Origin of the sequence: Streptomyces coryli, assembly GCF_011044975.1 — a bacterium.
Classification (GTDB): domain Bacteria; phylum Actinomycetota; class Actinomycetes; order Streptomycetales; family Streptomycetaceae; genus Streptomyces; species Streptomyces coryli.
In genome coordinates this window covers 13376-31289 of record NZ_JAAKZV010000079.1, presented here as the reverse complement: position 1 = coordinate 31289, position 17914 = coordinate 13376, and the positions used below count along the sequence as shown (strand labels likewise).

Genomic DNA, 17914 nt, shown 5'->3' with positions numbered 1-17914 from the left:
AGACAGGATCGAGCACCCCGAGCCCCCCGGCCCGGCACACAGCACTCACCAGACGCGCATCGGGCCGCCCGAAAGGACTCAGCCCAATGACAAATTCCGGGATTTCCACGGCAGGCTGCATGGTTCTCCGAATCGTCGATTGAACGGGCTGAAGACCAAGGAGAATTTCCGAATTGGGTCAAGCTGGAAACGGAACGTACTAGGGGGTTACGGCAGGGTCAAGAACTTGTTGCCCGGGGACCGTTCACCTTGTGAGGCGACTGAGCATGTTCCCTCGGAAGCTTGTCACCAACTCCTGCGCTCAGGCCCCTGAACAGCACGAACGCCACGCTTGAGCAGTCGACTCAGCCCTCGCGCCCGCAGAATCATCCGGCAACGTCAATTAATTGCCCGCCGTTACCGCACCCCTCCCCCGGAAAGTCCGCGCCGCTACTATTCCCTGCGGCGCCCCACCGCCGGCCACCACCTCAACTTCTCCGCAGCCGGGAGGCTGACCCATGAAGCGATATGGCTTATCGGCGGCCCTGGGCGCCGGGCTGCTCGCGCTGCTCTCCGCGAACGTCAGTGCCGGGGCAGAGCCGGCCGACGGGAATTCACGGTGCCGCCCCTCCCTACAGATCCTCGACGGCGCCGGCACGGTGCGAGGGCTCGGCCCCCGCGGGCTGGCCGCCGGCGACGGCGTCTACTGGAGGGGCACGCAACAGCACCGCATCCCGCTTCCCGCCGAGAGCGAACGCGCCGTCACGGCGGGCATGAACAAGTACGGGCTGATCGTCGGCACGATCGACGGAAGGCACGGCTTCACCTACCGCCCAGGGGCCACCGCCGTGAAACTCCTCCCGGGAGCCAAGAGCGCCGGGGCGGTCAACGACATCGGCCATGTGGTCGGCCTCACCGATGACGGGGACCTCGGCGTCTGGCGCCACGCGCGGCTGCTGCGCACACTTCCGCTGCCGGAGGGCTACGAAGACTTTGCCGCCCACCGGGCAGTGGACATCAACAATCGGGGCTCTGTGATCGGGACGATTCTGGGTCCCCCTCCCGCGAACGGCTGGCCGCGGCCCACGCACGAGGTGCTCTGGCCTGCGGACGGCTCCTCTCCCGTACCGCTAGCGGACCGGTTGGCGCCCGAAGAGACCACCCCCTGGACCGAGGCGATAAGCGACAGCGGACGCATCGTCGGCGGCCAGAACCCGAATCTTCAGCCGCAGCCCGGGCGCCCGGTCGTGTTCGATCCGCCCTACGCAGGATGGCCCACGCTGCTGGAGGCTGAGGAGGGCTTCCCCCTCGACGGCCCGGCGTCGATGACCGATATCAGCCCGGGGGGAGCTCTCGCCGTGGGGAACGCCGACGAGTTCACTGCCGTCGGGTCCTGGCGACCGTTTGCCTGGAACGGCTCCGGGCCGGTGCGGGCGCTCCCGGTCCTGCCCGGCCAGACCTGGCCCCAGGCACGCGCGGAAGTAGCCGACGACCGCGGCCGCGCCGGCGGCAGCGCGACCGACGCCGAGGGCGTGTCACATCCCGTCATCTGGCACTGCGCCGTGCCACAGGGCTAGGGCCCGACGCCCTGCGCGCAAGTGCGCTGCCCGGAGCGCCTCGGAGGCGCTCCGGGCAGCGGGTGTCCGGACCGGCGGTCAGCTCGTCTTGGAGATGAACTGCGCGGGCTGCAGCTTGTAGTCGTTGACCGAGGTCAGCTTGTCGCCGGCCTTGATGATGCCGTAGCAGGAGGCGGTCTCGACGGTGGCGGTGTTGTGCAGCCGCATCACGTCCGTGTTGTTGTCGTAGAAGCCCACATGCCAGCTGCCTGGCTGGTACGTGAACTTGCACTGGCCGGCCACGCCTTGCTCCACGCCCTTGAGGTAGAAGCCCACCTGGCTGCCGGACGAGCCCGCGCCGTCGAGGCTCACCTGGTCGGCCCGGGAGAAGTCGATGCCGGCGATGTTGCAGTTCTCGAAGTAGGCGATCGCCCGGCCGAGGCCGGTGCTGGGCAGATTGGTGCCCGACTTGAAGCTTCCTTCGAAGCTCGAGTAGTCGCAGGTGAACTTCTGGCCGCTGCGCTCGACGGTGAACGTCGGCGTGCCCGCGGCGGTCGACGTGAAGGAACCGCCCGGCGAGATCGACCACGTGCCGTCGGCCGCGGTGGCCGTGCCCGAGGTCAGCGTGAGGCCGGCGGCGGCACAGCCCGCCAGGACGGTGAGCGCGGAACGCGCGATGTGCTTGCGCACAGGTCAGCTCCTCAAGTGTTGATGGATGGTGCGGATGATGGGTGGTGCGTGGGAAATGGCTCAGGTGGCGGCGTCGGGGAAGTAATGCGGCGTGAGGTCGTAGCTCGTGTTCCAGGAGGTCACCCGCCGGTAGGCGTCGACCAGCGGCTTGACCACGTCCAACAGGTGGTCACGATGTGACTTGTTGATGACCAGCGCCCAGCTGAGGCCGTTCGGATAGTTGGCGCCGTACGCATGGGTGCCGGAGCCGCCGCCGTGGTGGAAGACCATGAGGCCGCTGCCGTTCGGAGCGACGTTCACGCCGAGGCCGTACCAGGAGGTGGCGTCGTCGGCGTACGTCTCCGGCTTGCCCTTCATGAAGTCGACCCAGCCCTTGGACAGGACGCCTTCCTTGAGGCCGCCGAATACCTTCAGGAACTGCACATAGTCCACGGCGCTGGCCAGCCAGCCGCCCGCCCCGAGCCAGTTGTTCATGTTGAACTCGCCGTACGGCGCGTCCACCAGCCGGCCGTCGTCGTGAAAGACGCTCGGGACCTTGGCCACACCGGCCGGGACGGAATACGTCACTTCGCCGGGGGCTCGCTGCAGGGTGTGTCCCAGGCGCATTCTGGTGATGCCCAGCGGGGTAAGGATCCTGTCCTGCACATAGGTCTCGTAGGGCGCTCCGGCGGCCTTCGCGATGATGTGGGAGAGCAGCATGTAGTTGTTGTTGGAGTAGCTGTGCCTGGTGCCGGGCGGGTACAGGGTCTGACGCTCCATCGACAGCAGCAATTGCTCGCGGGTCAGCGGCAGCCGCACGTCATGGCCGAGGCGGCGGAGCTGGTCGGCCGTGCTGCGGTCGGTCGACCACTCCGGCAGTCCGTGAAAGCCGGCCTCGTGCCGCAGCATGCGGATGACGTACGCGTCCTTGGCGTTGGGATCCTCCGGCCGGAAGTCCGGCAGGAAGTCGGTCGGCACGTTGAGGATGTTGAGCTTCTCATCGGCGAGCAGCCGGGTGGCGGCCACGCCCGTCAGCGGCTTCGCCAGGCTGCCCATGCGGAAGAGCGAGGTCGGCTCGATCCGTAGCGCGGGATCCGCGGTGAGGGAGTAGCCCCGGGCGAGCAGGATGCGGTTCCCTGCGGCAACCGCCAGCTGGGCGCCCGGTATGCCGTGGGTGGCCATGAAGTTCTGCCACTCTTCGTCGAAGGGCGCCAGATTCGTATGCCGGTATCCGGTGGTGACGCCGGTCCAGGCGGCCGGGGCGGGCTCAGCGGCGGCTGCCCGGCCGGAGGCGAGCGCGGGAAGCGCCGCGGCCACTCCGCCGGCACTCAGTAACTTACCGAATCCCCGCCGCCCCATTTCAGCGCGCACCATATCCCCTCCACGATTCATCGGTGAATTCCTAATGAATTTCGGCCGACGGCAGATGATTTCGACTGCGGCATCGTGGGGGGAGTGCCGATTCGTCAGCGACATTACCCAACCAGAAACTCGCACACAATGTCGAACCGTTGACGGCGTGGAATTTGTCACCGCCACAACAGGTCGTCACCGAGAACCTGTCACCTGCAGGCGACTTGGATTACTTGCGGGTGGCGCACAACGTCGCCGCCTTCCGCACTCACCCGGGTGACAACAAATCACCGGCGACAACGGCCGTACGAGCCACGCCCTTTCGACATCTTGACCCACCCCCTACCCGCCAGTACGTTACGCATCCGAAACACCGGCGTATCTGCCGAACAGCACGACAGATACCGACTTTTACCCCCGTGAGTTCCCCCCACGAGTCACCGGTCCAGCGCCAGCGGCCGGGCGATCGACGCTGTCCGTGTGCCTTTTGCGGCGAGCGGGGTCTGGCAAGTGTTCGTGCCCAATTCACGCAACACGAGAGGCAGCTCATGGGAGCTCACAAGACACGTACCAGGGTGCGTGCCGCCCTGGGGGCGACGGCGGCCGCGGGACTGGTCGCCGGATTCTTCACGCTCAGCGGCGGGACCGCGTCGGCCGACACGGTCTCGCTCACGCAGAAATACAGCTGCGAATTCCCGATCATCGGCGCCGACCCGATCACCATCAACATCGAGATGGAACTGCCGAAGACCATGAAGGTCGGCGAGGCGGTGCCGGCGTTCCCCGTCAAGGCAGCGACCGACGTGAGCGTGCGGGCCGCCAAGGGCATCACCGTGGCCACGGGTAAGACCCTGGAGGGCAAGGCCACCGCCACCGTGGATGTGCACCGGCCGCAGATCGAGCAGCCGCTGAAGATCGAGGTGCCGAATACGGTCGAGAAGACCACCATCCCGAGCCCGGCTGCCGCGTTCACGGTCAACTCCACCGGCGAGACCCCCGGTGACCTGCTGACCTGGACCAAGCCCGGCATAGCCAGCTTTGACGTCAAGGGCATCACGCTGCACGACATGATCGCCCGCAACGCCGCCGGCGAGCCGGTCGACCTCGACGCCGGCGAGCCGCACGACGACGGCAAGCCCGACACCTTCAAGGCGCCCTGCACCCTCGACCCGACCAGCCCGGTGAAGATCGCCGAGATGGACATCGTGGATGAGGGCGGCGGCACCCCCGGCGGCACCGTTGAGGGCAACACCACGGGCAACACCACCAACGGCGGCACCGGCGACCAGAAGCTCGGCACCGAGGTCAAGGACGGCGGCACCCCCGGCGGCACCCTTTCCATGAAGCAGGCCGGCGACGCCGTGGCGCTGTCCGCGGTCGAGCAGGGCAAGGGCGGCATCTCGTCCGGCAACCTCAACGCCGTGACCGTCTCCGACACCCGCACCGGACCGGCGGCCTGGTCGCTGGTCGGCAAGGTCACCGACTTCACCGGCACGGCGGGGACCATCCCCGGCGACAAGCTCAGCTGGAAGCCGACCTGTGAGACGGCGGCCGGTTCGGCAAGCACCTGCCAGCCCGGCACCGAAGGCCCGGTCGGCACCGCAGGCGCCACCCTCGCCAGCGCACCCACCGGCGAGAAGACCGGCGGCACCTTCACCGCGGGCGCGGGCCTGAACCTCGACGTCCCGGCGGAGGCCAAGACCGGCACCTACAGCTCCGTGCTCACCCTGACCCTCACCTGATCCAGCGTCCTTCCCCAGGTGGGCCGGCCGGCGGCAACCGCGGCCGGCCCACCCTTCTCGTCCTAGGGGCCCGTCACATGTACACACCACGCCATATCCGACCGAGATCCGTCCTGCTTGTACTCGCCCTGCTGCTCGGGGCGTTCGCCGCGTTTCCCACGCCGGGCGCGCACGCCGCCGACAACGGCCAGTGGTCGGTCTTCCCGGCGAAGTCGAAGGCCAAGAACAGCGCGAACCGGACCGACTTCCGGCTCAAAGCCGACCCGGGCGCCACTCTGCGCAACAAGGTCACCATCAAGAACCTCGCCCAGGAGCCGATGACGTACCAGCTCTACGCGGCCGACGCCTACAACACGCCGCGCGACGGCGGCTTCGCAGTCCGTACCCGAGCGGAAAAGCAGCGCACGGTCGGCGTCTGGGCGCGGCTGGCGCGCGAGGAGGTGACGGTCAAGGGCGGCGGCAAAGTGACCGTGCCGTTCACGCTCCGCGTCCCCAAGGACGCCGAGCCCGGCGACCACCCGGGCGCCATCCTCGCCGTCGACAAGCGCATCGCCCGCGCGAAGGGCACCGGCGTGGGCGTGCAACAGGCCGTGGGCGCCCGCGTCTATCTGCAGGTCAGCGGCGAGCGCAAGCCCGCGCTGAGCGTCGAGGGTGTCAGCTTCGATTACGACATCCCGTTCCTGCCCGGCCTCGGCGACGACGCCACCATCACCTACACCCTCGCCAACCGCGGCAACGTCATGCTCAAGCCGCGCCTCGACCTGAAGGCGAAGGGACTCTTCGGCCGCACGTCCTTCGACGCGATCGGCAAAAAGCTCCCCGCCGAGCTGCTGCCCGGCCAGGAGGTGAAGGTCACCGAGAAGTGGTCGGGGCCGCCGCCGGTGGACTGGGGGAAGATCGAGCTGACGGCGAGCGACCGCGGCGGCGAGCTGGTGGAGAGCGGCTCGGCGGATTTCCGTACGGTCAACTGGCTCGGACTCACCGGCATCGGCGTGCTGCTGCTGGTGCTCGTCGGGCTGGGGCTGCTGGTCCGGCGGCAGGCGCGGCGGCGCGGCCGGGTCGCGGCGGCCGGCGGTGCCACGGCACGCGTCCCGGGGTGAGCCGGGGGCCCCACCCACGCGAACGGGCCCGGAGCGGTGTGATTCCGCTCCGGGCCCGCGCTGTGCGGTGGTTACGTGGCCGCTACGCGGCGTCCGCTTCCCGTCGTACGCGGTTCGCCAGGTAGTGGCGCATGCCGATACCCGCGGTGCCGAGAGCGCCGGCCGCGGCCAGCATCAGGCCGAGTCCGGTGGAGCCGGTGGCGGCCAGGCCGGTGTCGTCGCTGCCGGAACTGCCGCTGGTCACCGAGGTGCCGACGCCCTGGCTGGAGCTGCTGCCGGTCGAACCGCCGGTGGACTGGGCGCTGCCCGAGGTGCCGCCGTCAGTGCCGGCTGAGGTGCCGCCGTCGTCGCCACCGGTCGAACCGCCGGTGTCGCCTCCGGTGTCACCGCCCGTGTCACCACCGGTGTCACCGCCGGTGTCCCCACCAGTGTCGCCACCCGTGTCCCCACCGGTGTCGCCACCCGTGTCGCCACCGCTCGACCCGCCGCTGCCGCCGGTGATCTCCATCTCGGCGATACGGGTCTTCTCGCCCTTGTCGAGCTTGCAGGGAGCCTTGAACGTGTCGGGCTTCTTGTCGTCGTGCGGCTCGCCGGCGTCGAGGTCCACGGGCTTGCCGTCGGCGCCCGTGGCCTTCATGTCGTGCAGCTCGAGGCCCGTCACGTCGAAGCTCGCCTTGCCGGCCTGGTCCCAGGTCAGCATGTCGCCGGGGGTCTCTCCGGTGGAATTGACCTTGAACGCGGCCGCGGGGTCAGGGATGTTGACCTTGTCCACCTTGTTCTTGACCTCGATCGGCAGCGGGTTGGGCTTGCCGGGCCGGTTGACGTTCACCTTCGCGGTGGCCTGGCCTTCCAGCGCCTTGGCGGTGGCAACGGACAGGCCCTTGGCGGCCTTGGCGCTCACCGTGGTCTCGGCCTTGACCGGGAAGGCCGGCACCTTGTCGCCGACCTTCATGGTCTTGGGCAGATCCATGGAGACCTTGATCTGGATCGCGTCGCTCCCGATGATCGGGAATTCGCAGGTGTACTTCTGCGAGAGCTCGACGGGCTCGGCCGAGGCGGTACCTCCGCCGAGGACCGTGAGCATTGCCCCGGTCATCCCCGTGGCCAGCGCAGTCGCCAAAGCGGCCCGCGTCCTGACCTTGCCACTGTGCGTTCCCATTTGCTACCTCTCACCTAGCGGTACAGATGCAGTTGAGCGAAACAGTGGTCCACAAATGGACGGCTGGAGTTCCCGGCCCGCTCCGCATTGTTACGCCGACCCGCAGGCGTGAAACACTGGAGTTTCGTGGGACGTCAAGATACTGACGGGTAAGATACGGGTCAACCCCGATTACAGGTCCACCGCCACAGCCCAACTGGCCTGCGAGACCTTGTCACTTCGGTGAGTAGTACCCGACCGGAATTCATCACCTTGAGCCAATGGCTCCAAGCGATGAACCGCTCCCCCGAAGTGCTCATCCAAACCACAAAATAGAAGCCCCCGCAAGACTCCCAAGGCCCCTTTCGGAAGCAGGCCTTGACCGGGCATGTACCCGCCAGTAGTTTACGGTCCCGAAACGTGGCCGTACCGGTATCGGAAACCGCTATTGCGGCCCGCACAGCCCCAAGGCATCGCGAACGTCAGGCCGGAGCGTTCGCGGTGACCCTGTTCTACGGGGCCAGCCAGTGTTCGTGCCCAATAAGCGCAACACGAGAGGTAGCTCAATGGGAGCTCAAAGCACAAAGAAAATCAGGGCGAGAGCCGCTCTGGGTGCGGTGGTAGCCGCAGGTATCGCAGCCGGCCTCCTTGCCACCGGCGGCGGCACCGCTTCGGCCGACGTGGTGAAGCTGTCGCAGAAGTACACCTGTGAATTCCCGATCATCGGGGCCGACCCCATCACGATCAACATCGAGATGGACATGCCCAAGACGATGAAGGTCGGCGAGAAGGTTCCGGCGTTCCCGGTGACGGCCAAGACCGAGGTGAGCGCAAGGGCCGCCAAGGGCCTGGGCGTTGCCACGGCCAGGTCCCTTGAGGGCAAGGCCACCGCCAGCGTCAATGTGCATCGGCCGCAGATCGAGCAGCCGCTGAAGATCGAGGTCCCCAACGACGTCGAGAAGGCGAACATCCCGAGCCCCGCCGCGGCGTTCACGGTCAACTCGAAGGGCGAGTCCCCGGGTGACCTGCTGACGTGGACGAAGCCGGGCAAGGCCAGCTTTGACGTGGTGGGCCTGGACCTGCACGACATGATCGCCCGCAACTCCGCCGGCGAGCCGGTGGACCTGGACACGGGCGAGCCGCACGACGACACCAAGCCGGACACCTTCAAGGCGCCTTGCAAGCTGCAGGACGGCCAGCCCACCAAGATCGCCGAGATGGAGATCACGGACGGCGGCGGAGGCACAGTGCCGACCGAGTCCACGGAGCCGACCGAGTCGACCGAGCCCACCGAGTCGACCGAACCGACCGAATCCACGGAGCCCACTGAGTCGACCGAACCCACTGAGTCGACCGAACCCACTGAGTCGACCGAACCCACTGAGTCGACGGAGCCGACGGAGTCCACGGAGCCGACCGAATCCACGGAGCCGACCGAGTCGACCGAGCCCACCGAGTCGACCGAACCGACCGAATCCACGGAGCCGACCGAGTCGACCGAACCCACTGAGTCGACGGAGTCGGGTGGCGGGGGTATCCCGTACAACTTCGACCTGAAGGGCAATTCCTTCATCAAGGCCGCCAACGGCAACACCCCGTTGTCCGGATCCATCAACACCCTCTACGACCTGGACAAGGGCACCTTCACCGCCGACCTGAAGCTCAACCCCACCACGGGCAGCTTCAGCATCCTCGGCTTCCTGCCCACCCAGACCGACATCAAGTTCGTCCAGACCGCCAAGACCACCGGCACCCTCGACGAAACCGGCACCATGGCCTCGCACTCCGAGATGGACGTCTATCTCACCAGCGTCCGCCCCTTCGGCATCCCCATCGGCGGCGGCGAGAAGTGCAAGACCACCGAGCCCTCCAAGATCGACCTCAAGGGCACCAACTTCGTCCCCAACAAGGGCGGCAAACTCACCACCGCCAGCTACAAGCTCGCCGGCCTCAACGACCAGTGCGGCATGCTCGGCGGCATCATCAGCGCCTTCATGGCAGGCGACGGCAACACCATCGACATGGACCTCACCTACAAGAAGTGAGACCCGCTGATCGCTGGTGATCGCTTACGCACCATACGACCCGGCCCCCCTCCGCCCTCGAGCGGCGGGGGGCCGGCCCTTTGAGAAAGGCACGTGATGACAACGCGAGGAACGCGCAGGCCGCGCGCCACGGCGGCCGCGGCCGGGGTGGTCGGCCTGCTGGCCGCACTGCTGAGCGTCGCCGCCGGCGGTACGGCGACGGCTGAACCCGCCACGCTCAAACAGACTTATCAGTGTGTCTTCCCGCTGATCGAGGAAGATCCGGTGACCGTCGATATCTCCGTCGACCTGCCGACCGAGGTCAGGGTCGGTGAAACCATTCCGGCCCAGCCCGTGGTGTCGGTCTCGAAGGTCACCAAACGCGCCGCGGACGGCCTCGCAACGGTCGGCAGCGCCACGCTGGAGGGAACAGCGAAGGCGTACGTCACCGTCGGTTTTCCCGACGGACCGCTGGACATTGGCCTGACCAACACCCTGGAGAAGACCACGATCCCGTCGCCGTCGGCCGACTTCGATGTCAAGGCCAACGGGAAGACCCCGGACCTGAGCTTCGACCAGCCCGGCGAGGTGCCCATATCCGTCAACAGTCTGCTGCTGACGCTGACTCCGAAGGACGCGGCGGGTAACAAGACGAGCCTGGATACCTTCGAGTCGGAGTGCCATCTCGACCCGGCCGACCAGAACAAGATTCTCCACACGATCAAGGTGGTCCCGGGCAGCACCGAGTCGACTGAGAACGAGGACGCCACTGAGCCGACCGACCCCACTGAGTCGACGCAGCCGACGGAGTCCACGGAACCCACGGAGTCGGGTGGCGGGGGTATCCCGTACAACTTCAACCTGAAGGGCAATTCCTTCATCAAGGCCGCCAACGGCAACACCCCGTTGTCCGGATCCATCAACACCCTCTACGACCTGGACAAGGGCACCTTCACCGCCGACCTGAAGCTCAACCCCACCACGGGCAGCTTCAGCATCCTCGGCTTCCTGCCCACCCAGACCGACATCAAGTTCGTCCAGACCGCCAAGACCACCGGCACCCTCGACGAAACCGGCACCATGGCCTCGCACTCCGAGATGGACGTCTATCTCACCAGCGTCCGCCCCTTCGGCATCCCCATCGGCGGCGGCGAGAAGTGCAAGACCACCGAGCCCTCCAAGATCGACCTCAAGGGCACCAACTTCGTCCCCAACAAGGGCGGCAAACTCACCACCGCCAGCTACAAGCTCGCCGGCCTCAACGACCAGTGCGGCATGCTCGGCGGCATCATCAGCGCCTTCATGGCAGGCGACGGCAACACCATCGACATGGACCTCACCTACAAGAAGTGAGACCCGTCGCCGACCGGCACCACACCATCCGATCCCGGCCCTTTACCGCACCCGCGGCGAAGGGCCGGTCTCATGAAAGGCACCACATGCGTATACGCAGAAGACCCGGGCCACTGTCCTCGGTGGCCGCCGCCGGCGTTGCCGGCCTCCTCTCCGCACTACTGATGCCGACTTCCGCCGCGACGGGGGCGGACCAGGGGCGACCGGCGCGGAGCGGTATCGCTTTCGACCACAGCACATACAAGAACTCCGCCCCTGGCACCAGCGGTCCGCTGCCGAAAGGTATGTCGCGGACCGCCCTCTCGGTGAAGTTCAAGGAAGACCGGAACGTGCGGCTGGAAAACGGCCGGCCGACAGCCGCCGACGCAAAGGACACCGCGGCGATACGTGAAGTCCTGCAACGGCACCCGGGATTGTCCATCCGCCGGCTGGCGCCCCGTAGCGCGAAAGCCGTCAGCACGGAGCGGGAACAGCTCGAGAAGCGGACCGGCCGGCAATTGCCCGACCTGAACTCCTGGTACCACATAGAGGCCGCGAGCGGCATCGAGCCCTTACTCGAGGCCCTCAACGCCCTGCCCGCAGTGGAGATCGCGCAGGCCGATCCGCAGCTCGCGGCCCCGGCCGAACCCCTTCAGGGCGAGCAGGCCTACCGCCAGGCCGCCGGAGCGGGTGTCGCGGCCGACTACGCCAACGCGCAGCCCGGCGGCAAGGGCGACGGCGTCACGGTCACCGACCTCGAAGCCTCCGCCCAGGTCAGGGCCGCCGCCTCCGAGCATGCGATCGCGGCCGGGGACCACCATTCGCTGATGGTGGACACCTCGACAGACCCGGAGAAGGGCGGCGTCGTCTGGGCATGGGGCCGCAACACATGGGGCCAGCTGGGCCGCGGACACACCGCCGACCGCGACGTCCCCGTGCAGGTACGAGGACTGCCCAGGATCAAGGCCGTCGGCGCGGGCGCCGGGCACTCGGTGGCACTGGCCGCGGACGGCACCGTGTGGGCGTGGGGCCGCAACTCGCAAGGCCAGATCGGCGACGGCAGCGTCACGGACCGTGCCAGGCCCGTGCAGATCAAGGAAGCCGGCGGGCAGACGCTCACCGGGATCGCCGGGATCGCCGTCGGCCCGTTCCACACACTGGCAGTGAAGTCCGACGGCACGCTCTACGCCTGGGGCTACAACGCGCACGGCCAGCTCGGCACCAACGACGTGGGCAACCGCCCGTCCCCCTACGCCTTCACCGCACTGGGCAAGGTGGACACCGCCAGGGGCGGCATAGCCGCGGGGTATCGCCACTCCGTGGCGCGCATGGCCGACGGCCGGGTGCTGGCCTGGGGTGACAACGAGTTCGGCCAGCTGGGCAACGGCGGCACCGGCGACAGCCTGACCCCGGTCGCTGTAAAGGACCTCAACGGCCCGGCACAGCTCAGCTCCCGGGGATTCCACACGCTGGCGCTCCGCGAGGGACAGGTCTTCGCCTGGGGATACAACAGATACGGCCAGATCGGCGACGGCAGCCGCATCAACCGCAACGTGCCGGTGCCGGTCAGCGGCCCCGCAACGGTCACCCAGGTGGCCGCCGGCCAGTACTACAGCCTCGCCAAGTCCAGCTTGACCGCCACCCCGTTCTGGGCCTGGGGATCGAATGCGGATGGACAGTTCGGCGACGGCACCCTCACGAGTCCGGACAAGCCCAAGAGCATCCCGATACGCACCCCGCTCATCGCCGCGGGCCTTTCCCACAGCCTCGGCGTCACCTTCGGCAGCGCCCTGCAGGTGTGGGGCGACAACGCGTACGGGCAGCTCGGCAATGCCACCACGGTCGACAGCCCGGCCCCCGACGAGCTCGGCATGACGCCCAAGAAATGGAACCTCTGTCATGAGGAGTTCACCGGCCGCCAGGCGCCGGGCGGTGCCCCGGTGCTGCTGCCGGATGACCAGTTCGATGAGCGGTGCGACTACGTGGAACGCGGCCACGGCATCGCGATGTCGGGCATCATCGGGGCCTCCGACAGCAACGGGGCCGGGCTCGCCGGCATCGCGCCCAACGCTCGGCTGCAGCTGACGCCGGCGTCGGTGCCGGACTCAATTGCCCTGGCCACCGCGCATTCCAAGCCCGGTGATGTGCTCCTCTACGAGGTCGGCGTCGTCACCCCCCAGCAGGGAACGGCGGGCCCCTGGTACCCATGGGAGTTTCACGCCTCGGTCTACGACCAGACCCGGCTCGCCGTGGCCAAGGGCGTCACCGTGGTCGAGGCGGCCGGCAACGGCAGCAACAGCCTGGACAGCGGCGGGGAGCCTGATCCTGACGGCGACGGGGTGCTGTGCGAGGAGGATGACCCCGGCGACCGCTATGCCTGTGTCGTCATGTCGCGCCCCAACTCGGGGGCGATCATCGTCGGCGCCGGCGAGCCGCCGGCCCCCGCGGGCAGCACCTGCAACGGCGCCGCGCCGGCCCGCTCCCCGTGGCCGAAGTCGACCTACGGCTCCCGCCTGGACGTGCAGGCGTACGGTCATTGCGCGGCGACGCCGAGCTACCCGGGCGTCCAGAACCTGACCCCGGGGCAGACGGATCCGAACAAGATGTACCACGGCGACATGGGCGGCACCTCCAGCGCCAGCGCGATCACCGCAGGCGCGGTCGCGGCCCTGCAGGGCGTCGCCCTGAAGACCGGCGATGGCTCGCCGCTCTCACCCGAGGACGTGCGTACGTATCTGAGAGCCACCGGGACGAAGCAGCCGGAACCCAGCGCGACAGAGCGGCCGATCGGTCCGCAGCCGGACCTGAAGCGGGCGATCGAGCTGCTGCGCGTGGTGCGCAGCAGCTGAATCAGGGCTGCAGGGCCTTGGCCTCGTCCTCGCCTGCCGCCGGCTCGGTCGCTTTCTTGGCGGCCGGGCCGGTCCGTGCCTTCTCGGCCCCGGCGGCCGTGGGCCGGTCCGCGGGGGCGCGGAGCATGCGCAGCAGCGCCGCCGCCCGCAGCCAGAAGGTATCGGGCAGGAACACCAGGTCGCAGACGATCGTGATCGCCGAGAACATCGGCAGGGCCATGAAGATGCCGATGCCCGCATGGATGCCGAGCATCAGCGCGAGGATGACGTACTTCAGGCGCCGGTTGAACACCAGCGCGGGGAACAGCAGCTGCGCGAAGACCGTCACATACGCCAGGACCGCCATGTAGTTGGACTGCTCGACCAGCCAGCCGGAGATCTCGGGCCAGCTGGAGAAGGCGTCCAGCTGCATCGCATACGTCAGGGCGGTGCCCTGCTGCCACGTCTCGCCACGGATCTTGTACATGGCCGCCGTGCCGTAGATCACCATCACCTGGAAGGCGATGATCCCCATCCCCGCGTTGTGCAGCACGGTGACCGTGCGCCGGCGAAGTTCCTCCGTCGGCGCGCTCCATGGCGCGGGCAGCCGGCCGGTCTCGGCCGGACCGCGGCGGGCGCGCCGGCGGGCATCGAGTGACCAGCGGCGGCCCGAGGCGCAGAAGACCAGATAGACCGTGAGGTTGAGGCTCACGAACTCCCAGCCGCCGTTGTCGTAACCGCCGCGGACGTAGAAGGCGACGCCCAGGAAGGCGAAGAGCACGGCCACCACCCGGGTGTGCCAGCCGAGCAGATAGAGCAGCGCCACGAGGACGGCCAGCACATAGACCGTCCAGAAGAAGGCGGGGCTCTCGGTGCCCAGCAGCCCGTACCACCAGCTGAGCGGGTGGTCGTCGAGGCCGCGGGCGCGGAGGTACTCCTCGAACATGCCGGGGGCGAGCGCCGCCCCCGGGCCCCACAGATGGTCCGCATGGCTCCACTCGCGGAGCAGGTTGAAGAAGAAGAGTCCCGCCAGGCCGATCCGCATGGCCGCGGCGCTGTAGAGCGCCAGCGGCTGCAGGGTCAGCCGGCGGGCCAGCGCCCGCGCCTCGCCCGCGCCCGACGCCATGTGGTCGCCGCCCGCGTGCACCGCTTGCTTGAGGGTCATGAGGAGACCTCCCAGAAGCCGTAGTCCCGGTACGTGGGTGTGGCCGGGTAGGTGGCACCGGGAACCTGGATGGAGGTCTCCTTCACGCGCATGCTGAAGCCGCGGCCCGGGTCGTGGCCCAGATCCTGCAGCATGTCGACCGTCACGTTGTGCAGGTACCGGCCCGGGAGCGAGGCCCTGGCGCTCCCGTCCTTCGCCCCGGGCTGCATCATGTAGCGCATCAGCGCCTTGAACAGCACCTGGCTGTCCTCCTTGCTGGGGGAGAGCGTGTGGCGATAGCGGTTCATGGCGGCGGCGGTCAGGTCGATCCACTCGTCCTGCCCGGCGGCAGCGGCGAGCCGCACTTCCAGGTGGGCGTTGGCGCGCGGCGGATTCGGCGCGAAGAGCTTCCAGTCCTGCGGGAACAGCGGCTTCATCCAGGTCTGGACGGTCTCCGACCGCTTCTGCGCCACCGGAAACTCCGGTGCGTTGGCGAGGAACAGCATCCCGGCCTGCACCAGCGCGAGCGCCAGCACTCCGGCCACGCCGATCCGCAGGAGGATCCGCCTGATCCCGGTCAGTTCGGTGCCGCTGGGCGCCAGCGGGTCGGCCCGGTTCATTGCTGGGCGGCCGGCGCGGCGTTGCCGGTGACGTTGGCGCAGGACGGGGCCTGGGTGAAGGCCGGCTTGAGGCCCGGGATCGCCGCCAGTTCGTGGGCCACGCCCTGGTACTTGCCGGATTCGGACATGCTCTTGCCGGCCGCCGAGAGCGACTTGGCCAGCGTCTTCTGGTCGCTGACCTTGGCCTTCTTCAGCTGCTTGATGGTCGTGTCGAGGCTCTTGCGATTCTTGTCGAGCCGGTCGAGCGTCTCGAGGAACGAGGTCTCCGTGCCGTGCACGGGGGGTGAGCCGTGCTTGCGCAGATCCGTGCGCAGGCCGGACAGCTGGGTGGACAGCGCCTCGAGGAAGGTGACGATCTGCTTCCTCGCCGCCACCGGCTTCTTCTTGTCCACCTTCGGCACCTGCACCTGCCGGCCGCTCTTCGTCACGCTGTCGCAGACGTGACCGGCCCAGGCGACCTCAGGTCCTGCCTTCGGCTTCTCGTCCTCGGAAGCGCACCCGGTCAGGGCGAGACCGGCGGCCGAGATCAGTGCTATCCCCGCGGTGAGGTGTCGACGCATGGCAGCTCCAGGTGAGTTATCTGTCGAAGGTGTTGATGCTGGCGATCTTCCAGGCGCCGGCCTGGCGCTTCGCGCTGACGCTGAACATGGCGGCTGAGGACGAGGTGTCGCCGTCCTTGACCGTGCTCGTGTTGGTCTGGTCGGCGTAGACGAGGAGCTGGGCGCGGTCGCCCTGCAGGCGCTGGACGCCGAGGTAGGTGACGGTGGTGCTGAGGACGAGTTTTTGCTTCTTGCCCTGGGATTTGACCTGGGCGAGGAGCTCGCGGTGCTGGGCCACCGCCTTGCCCGTGAGGTAGGTGCGGGCGGCCGTGTCGGTCTGCTCCGGCTTGGTGTGGTCGTAGGAGAAGACGGCGTCGACTGCCTTTGTCACCGTGCCTTTGACCTCGCTGGTGCGGGCGTTGTCGGTGAGGGCGGTGTTGGATGTCGATGAGGTGTCGCGCAGGCTGCTCGCCTTGGCGAAGCCCCAGGCGGCCGTGCCGCCGAGGAGGATGGTGAGGGCGGCGAGGATGGGCAGCCACGGGAGCGGGCGGGTGCGAGTGCGGGTGCCTTTGGCCGCGGGCTTCCGATCGCGGTCGGGCTTGCGGTCCGGCTTCCGGTCCCGGTCCGGCTTCCGATCGCCCTCCGGCTCCCCCCGCTTCGTACGGGCCGGGGCCTCCTTCACCGACTGCGCTGCTGCCAGCCGGCGTTGCCGGTTGACCAGGTGGCGGGTCGTAGACATTGCTCAGTCCTCCCTCACTGGCCGGCGCCGGTGGCGCTCTCGACCGGGGCCTCGCTCAGGGCGCTGAGCTTCCAGCCGTCATCGGTGCGGGTGAGCTCGCCGAGGATGCGGCTCTCCTTGCTGCCCGGCTTCTCCTTGGCCGTGTCGACCGTGATCCGGACCGCGACCATCACGCTCGCCTTGCCCGCCCGGTCGTCCAGCTCGGTGACCGCGCCGGAGAGGACCTTGGCCGTGGTGACGGACTTCGCGGACTTCACCTGCTTCTCGAAGTCGGCGCGGCCCCCCTTGAGTTCGGTCAGGAGATCGCCCGTCGCCGAGGACTCCCAGGTGGCGAGGCCGTCGTCGATGTCGCGGTAGTCGAGGGTCTGCAGGTTCTGTACGCCTTGCTCGCCCGCGGCCAGGACCTCGTCCCTCGACTTGGCGAAAGCGGCGGAGTCGTCGTTGGCGGCGGCGTACCACGACGTGCCGCCCCAGATGGCGGCCGTCGCCGCGGCCGCGGTGAGGGCGAGTGCGGTGCGGGTCGGGGTGATGGCTCTGGGCATGCGGTGTCTCCCCTAGCGGGCCTTGATCTTGGTGATCTGCCAGGTGCCGCCGTGCTGTTCGGCGGTTACGGACAGCTGGGCGGCGGCCGTGCTGGGTTTGCCGCCTTTGCGCTCGCTGGTCTGGTCGAGGAAGAGCAGCACGTGGGCGGTGGTGTCGGTGAGGTCGACCACGCCGGTGCGGATGACATTGGTGGTGAGCGAGATCTGCTGCTCCGCCACCCGCGGGGCGAGGCGGGCGAAGAGGCGGTCGTACTGCTCGGCCGCCTCCCCGCGAAGCAGCTCCTTCGCGTCCTGGCGGGTGGTGTCGAGGGTGTCCGGGGTGTACGTGAAGATGCGGGCGACGGCGTTGCCTACGTCGCCGGCGACGTTGCCCGTCGCCCCCGCGTCGGTGAGCGCCTTGTTGTTCGGGTCGGCGCCGTCCTGCAGCTGTGATGTGGCGATGAGAAGGCCCCCTCCGGTGGCCAGCAGGCAGATGAGGAGCAGTGCCGCGGTCAGCCGGCGGCCCGTGCGCTTCGGCTTACGGGCAGCCCGGCGGCGGTGCGCGCGAGCACCAGAGGCGCCTGAGGTGCCCGAAGCACCGGCATCGGCGTCCTTCGTTTCCGTCGTCAT

15 protein-coding genes are annotated in these 17914 nt (G+C 68.4%); 6 read left to right on the top strand and 9 right to left on the bottom strand.

Translation table 11 applies throughout. From position 1 onward, the window contains the following. Positions 1-497 precede the first annotated feature (497 nt). Complete coding sequence (locus G5C51_RS19095) at positions 498-1556, top strand: hypothetical protein (RefSeq protein WP_165238941.1); 1059 nt, start codon at positions 498-500, stop codon at positions 1554-1556. Positions 1557-1634: 78 nt separating this feature from the next. Here G5C51_RS19095 and G5C51_RS19090 read toward each other — a convergent pair whose 3' ends face one another. Next, positions 1635-2225, bottom strand: a complete 591-nt coding sequence (locus tag G5C51_RS19090; RefSeq protein ID WP_165238939.1) for a hypothetical protein — start codon at positions 2223-2225, stop codon at positions 1635-1637. A gap of 60 nt (positions 2226-2285) precedes the next feature. Further along, positions 2286-3521 (bottom strand): serine hydrolase, encoded by a 1236-nt coding sequence (locus tag G5C51_RS19085; RefSeq protein WP_165238937.1) that lies wholly within the window; start codon positions 3519-3521, stop codon positions 2286-2288. Between the two features lie 611 nt (positions 3522-4132). Between G5C51_RS19085 and G5C51_RS19080 the strand changes: the two genes are divergently transcribed. Then, positions 4133-5299 (top strand): DUF6801 domain-containing protein, encoded by a 1167-nt coding sequence (locus tag G5C51_RS19080; RefSeq protein WP_165238935.1) that lies wholly within the window; start codon positions 4133-4135, stop codon positions 5297-5299. Between the two features lie 77 nt (positions 5300-5376). Next, a complete protein-coding gene (locus G5C51_RS19075; RefSeq protein WP_165238933.1) occupies positions 5377-6399 on the top strand; it encodes a COG1470 family protein in 1023 nt (340 codons plus the stop codon). Positions 6400-6481: 82 nt separating this feature from the next. On the opposite strand, the gene G5C51_RS19070 is transcribed toward G5C51_RS19075, so the two are convergent. After that, positions 6482-7558, bottom strand: a complete 1077-nt coding sequence (locus tag G5C51_RS19070) for a DUF6801 domain-containing protein (RefSeq protein WP_165238931.1) — start codon at positions 7556-7558, stop codon at positions 6482-6484. Positions 7559-8154: 596 nt separating this feature from the next. On the opposite strand from G5C51_RS19070, the gene G5C51_RS42550 reads away from it, so the two are divergent. The 3 genes from G5C51_RS42550 to G5C51_RS19055 all read left to right on the top strand — a co-directional run bounded on the left by G5C51_RS42550 (position 8155) and on the right by G5C51_RS19055 (position 13742). Next, positions 8155-9582: a DUF6801 domain-containing protein gene (locus G5C51_RS42550; protein ID WP_206314040.1), complete on the top strand. Its 1428-nt coding sequence runs from the start codon at positions 8155-8157 to the stop codon at positions 9580-9582. Positions 9583-9678: 96 nt separating this feature from the next. Beyond that, the gene (locus tag G5C51_RS19060; protein WP_165238929.1) at positions 9679-10914 is read left to right on the top strand and encodes a DUF6801 domain-containing protein; all 1236 of its coding nucleotides are present in this window, start codon (positions 9679-9681) and stop codon (positions 10912-10914) included. A 284-nt stretch (positions 10915-11198) separates the two neighbouring features. Next, the gene (locus tag G5C51_RS19055; protein WP_165238928.1) at positions 11199-13742 is read left to right on the top strand and encodes a S8 family serine peptidase; all 2544 of its coding nucleotides are present in this window, start codon (positions 11199-11201) and stop codon (positions 13740-13742) included. A gap of 1 nt (position 13743) precedes the next feature. Here G5C51_RS19055 and G5C51_RS19050 read toward each other — a convergent pair whose 3' ends face one another. From G5C51_RS19050 to G5C51_RS19025, 6 genes are read right to left on the bottom strand one after another with little or no spacing between them, the layout of a single operon-like run. Beyond that, on the bottom strand, positions 13744-14886 hold the full coding sequence (locus tag G5C51_RS19050; protein WP_165238926.1) for an HTTM domain-containing protein: 1143 nt from the start codon (positions 14884-14886) through the stop codon (positions 13744-13746). Further along, complete coding sequence (locus G5C51_RS19045; RefSeq protein WP_165238924.1) at positions 14883-15485, bottom strand: DUF5819 family protein; 603 nt, start codon at positions 15483-15485, stop codon at positions 14883-14885. Before G5C51_RS19045 ends, G5C51_RS19050 begins: the two co-directional genes overlap by 4 nt. After that, positions 15482-16045, bottom strand: coding sequence for a hypothetical protein (locus G5C51_RS19040; RefSeq protein ID WP_165238923.1), 564 nt, complete (start codon positions 16043-16045; stop codon positions 15482-15484). The genes G5C51_RS19045 and G5C51_RS19040 overlap by 4 nt, the downstream gene beginning before the upstream one ends. 16 nt (positions 16046-16061) lie before the next feature. Continuing rightward, positions 16062-16763: a hypothetical protein gene (locus G5C51_RS19035; RefSeq protein ID WP_165238921.1), complete on the bottom strand. Its 702-nt coding sequence runs from the start codon at positions 16761-16763 to the stop codon at positions 16062-16064. A gap of 14 nt (positions 16764-16777) precedes the next feature. Continuing rightward, complete coding sequence (locus tag G5C51_RS19030; RefSeq protein WP_165238919.1) at positions 16778-17305, bottom strand: hypothetical protein; 528 nt, start codon at positions 17303-17305, stop codon at positions 16778-16780. 12 nt (positions 17306-17317) lie between these two features. Then, positions 17318-17914, bottom strand: a complete 597-nt coding sequence (locus tag G5C51_RS19025) for a hypothetical protein (protein ID WP_165238917.1) — start codon at positions 17912-17914, stop codon at positions 17318-17320.

What these genes read in the sequence shown, in the direction of transcription:
- G5C51_RS19095 (WP_165238941.1), top strand. Translation starts at nt 498, where the DNA reads ATGAAGCGATATGGCTTATCGGCGGCCCTGGGCGCCGGGCTGCTCGCG.
- G5C51_RS19075 (WP_165238933.1), top strand. Translation starts at nt 5,377, where the DNA reads ATGTACACACCACGCCATATCCGACCGAGATCCGTCCTGCTTGTACTC.
- G5C51_RS19070 (WP_165238931.1), bottom strand. Translation starts at nt 7,558, where the DNA reads ATGGGAACGCACAGTGGCAAGGTCAGGACGCGGGCCGCTTTGGCGACT.
- G5C51_RS19060 (WP_165238929.1), top strand. Translation starts at nt 9,679, where the DNA reads ATGACAACGCGAGGAACGCGCAGGCCGCGCGCCACGGCGGCCGCGGCC.
- G5C51_RS19055 (WP_165238928.1), top strand. Translation starts at nt 11,199, where the DNA reads ATGTCGCGGACCGCCCTCTCGGTGAAGTTCAAGGAAGACCGGAACGTG.
- G5C51_RS19050 (WP_165238926.1), bottom strand. Translation starts at nt 14,886, where the DNA reads ATGACCCTCAAGCAAGCGGTGCACGCGGGCGGCGACCACATGGCGTCG.
- G5C51_RS19045 (WP_165238924.1), bottom strand. Translation starts at nt 15,485, where the DNA reads ATGAACCGGGCCGACCCGCTGGCGCCCAGCGGCACCGAACTGACCGGG.
- G5C51_RS19040 (WP_165238923.1), bottom strand. Translation starts at nt 16,045, where the DNA reads ATGCGTCGACACCTCACCGCGGGGATAGCACTGATCTCGGCCGCCGGT.
- G5C51_RS19035 (WP_165238921.1), bottom strand. Translation starts at nt 16,763, where the DNA reads ATGTCTACGACCCGCCACCTGGTCAACCGGCAACGCCGGCTGGCAGCA.
- G5C51_RS19030 (WP_165238919.1), bottom strand. Translation starts at nt 17,305, where the DNA reads ATGCCCAGAGCCATCACCCCGACCCGCACCGCACTCGCCCTCACCGCG.
- G5C51_RS19025 (WP_165238917.1), bottom strand. Translation starts at nt 17,914, where the DNA reads ATGACGACGGAAACGAAGGACGCCGATGCCGGTGCTTCGGGCACCTCA.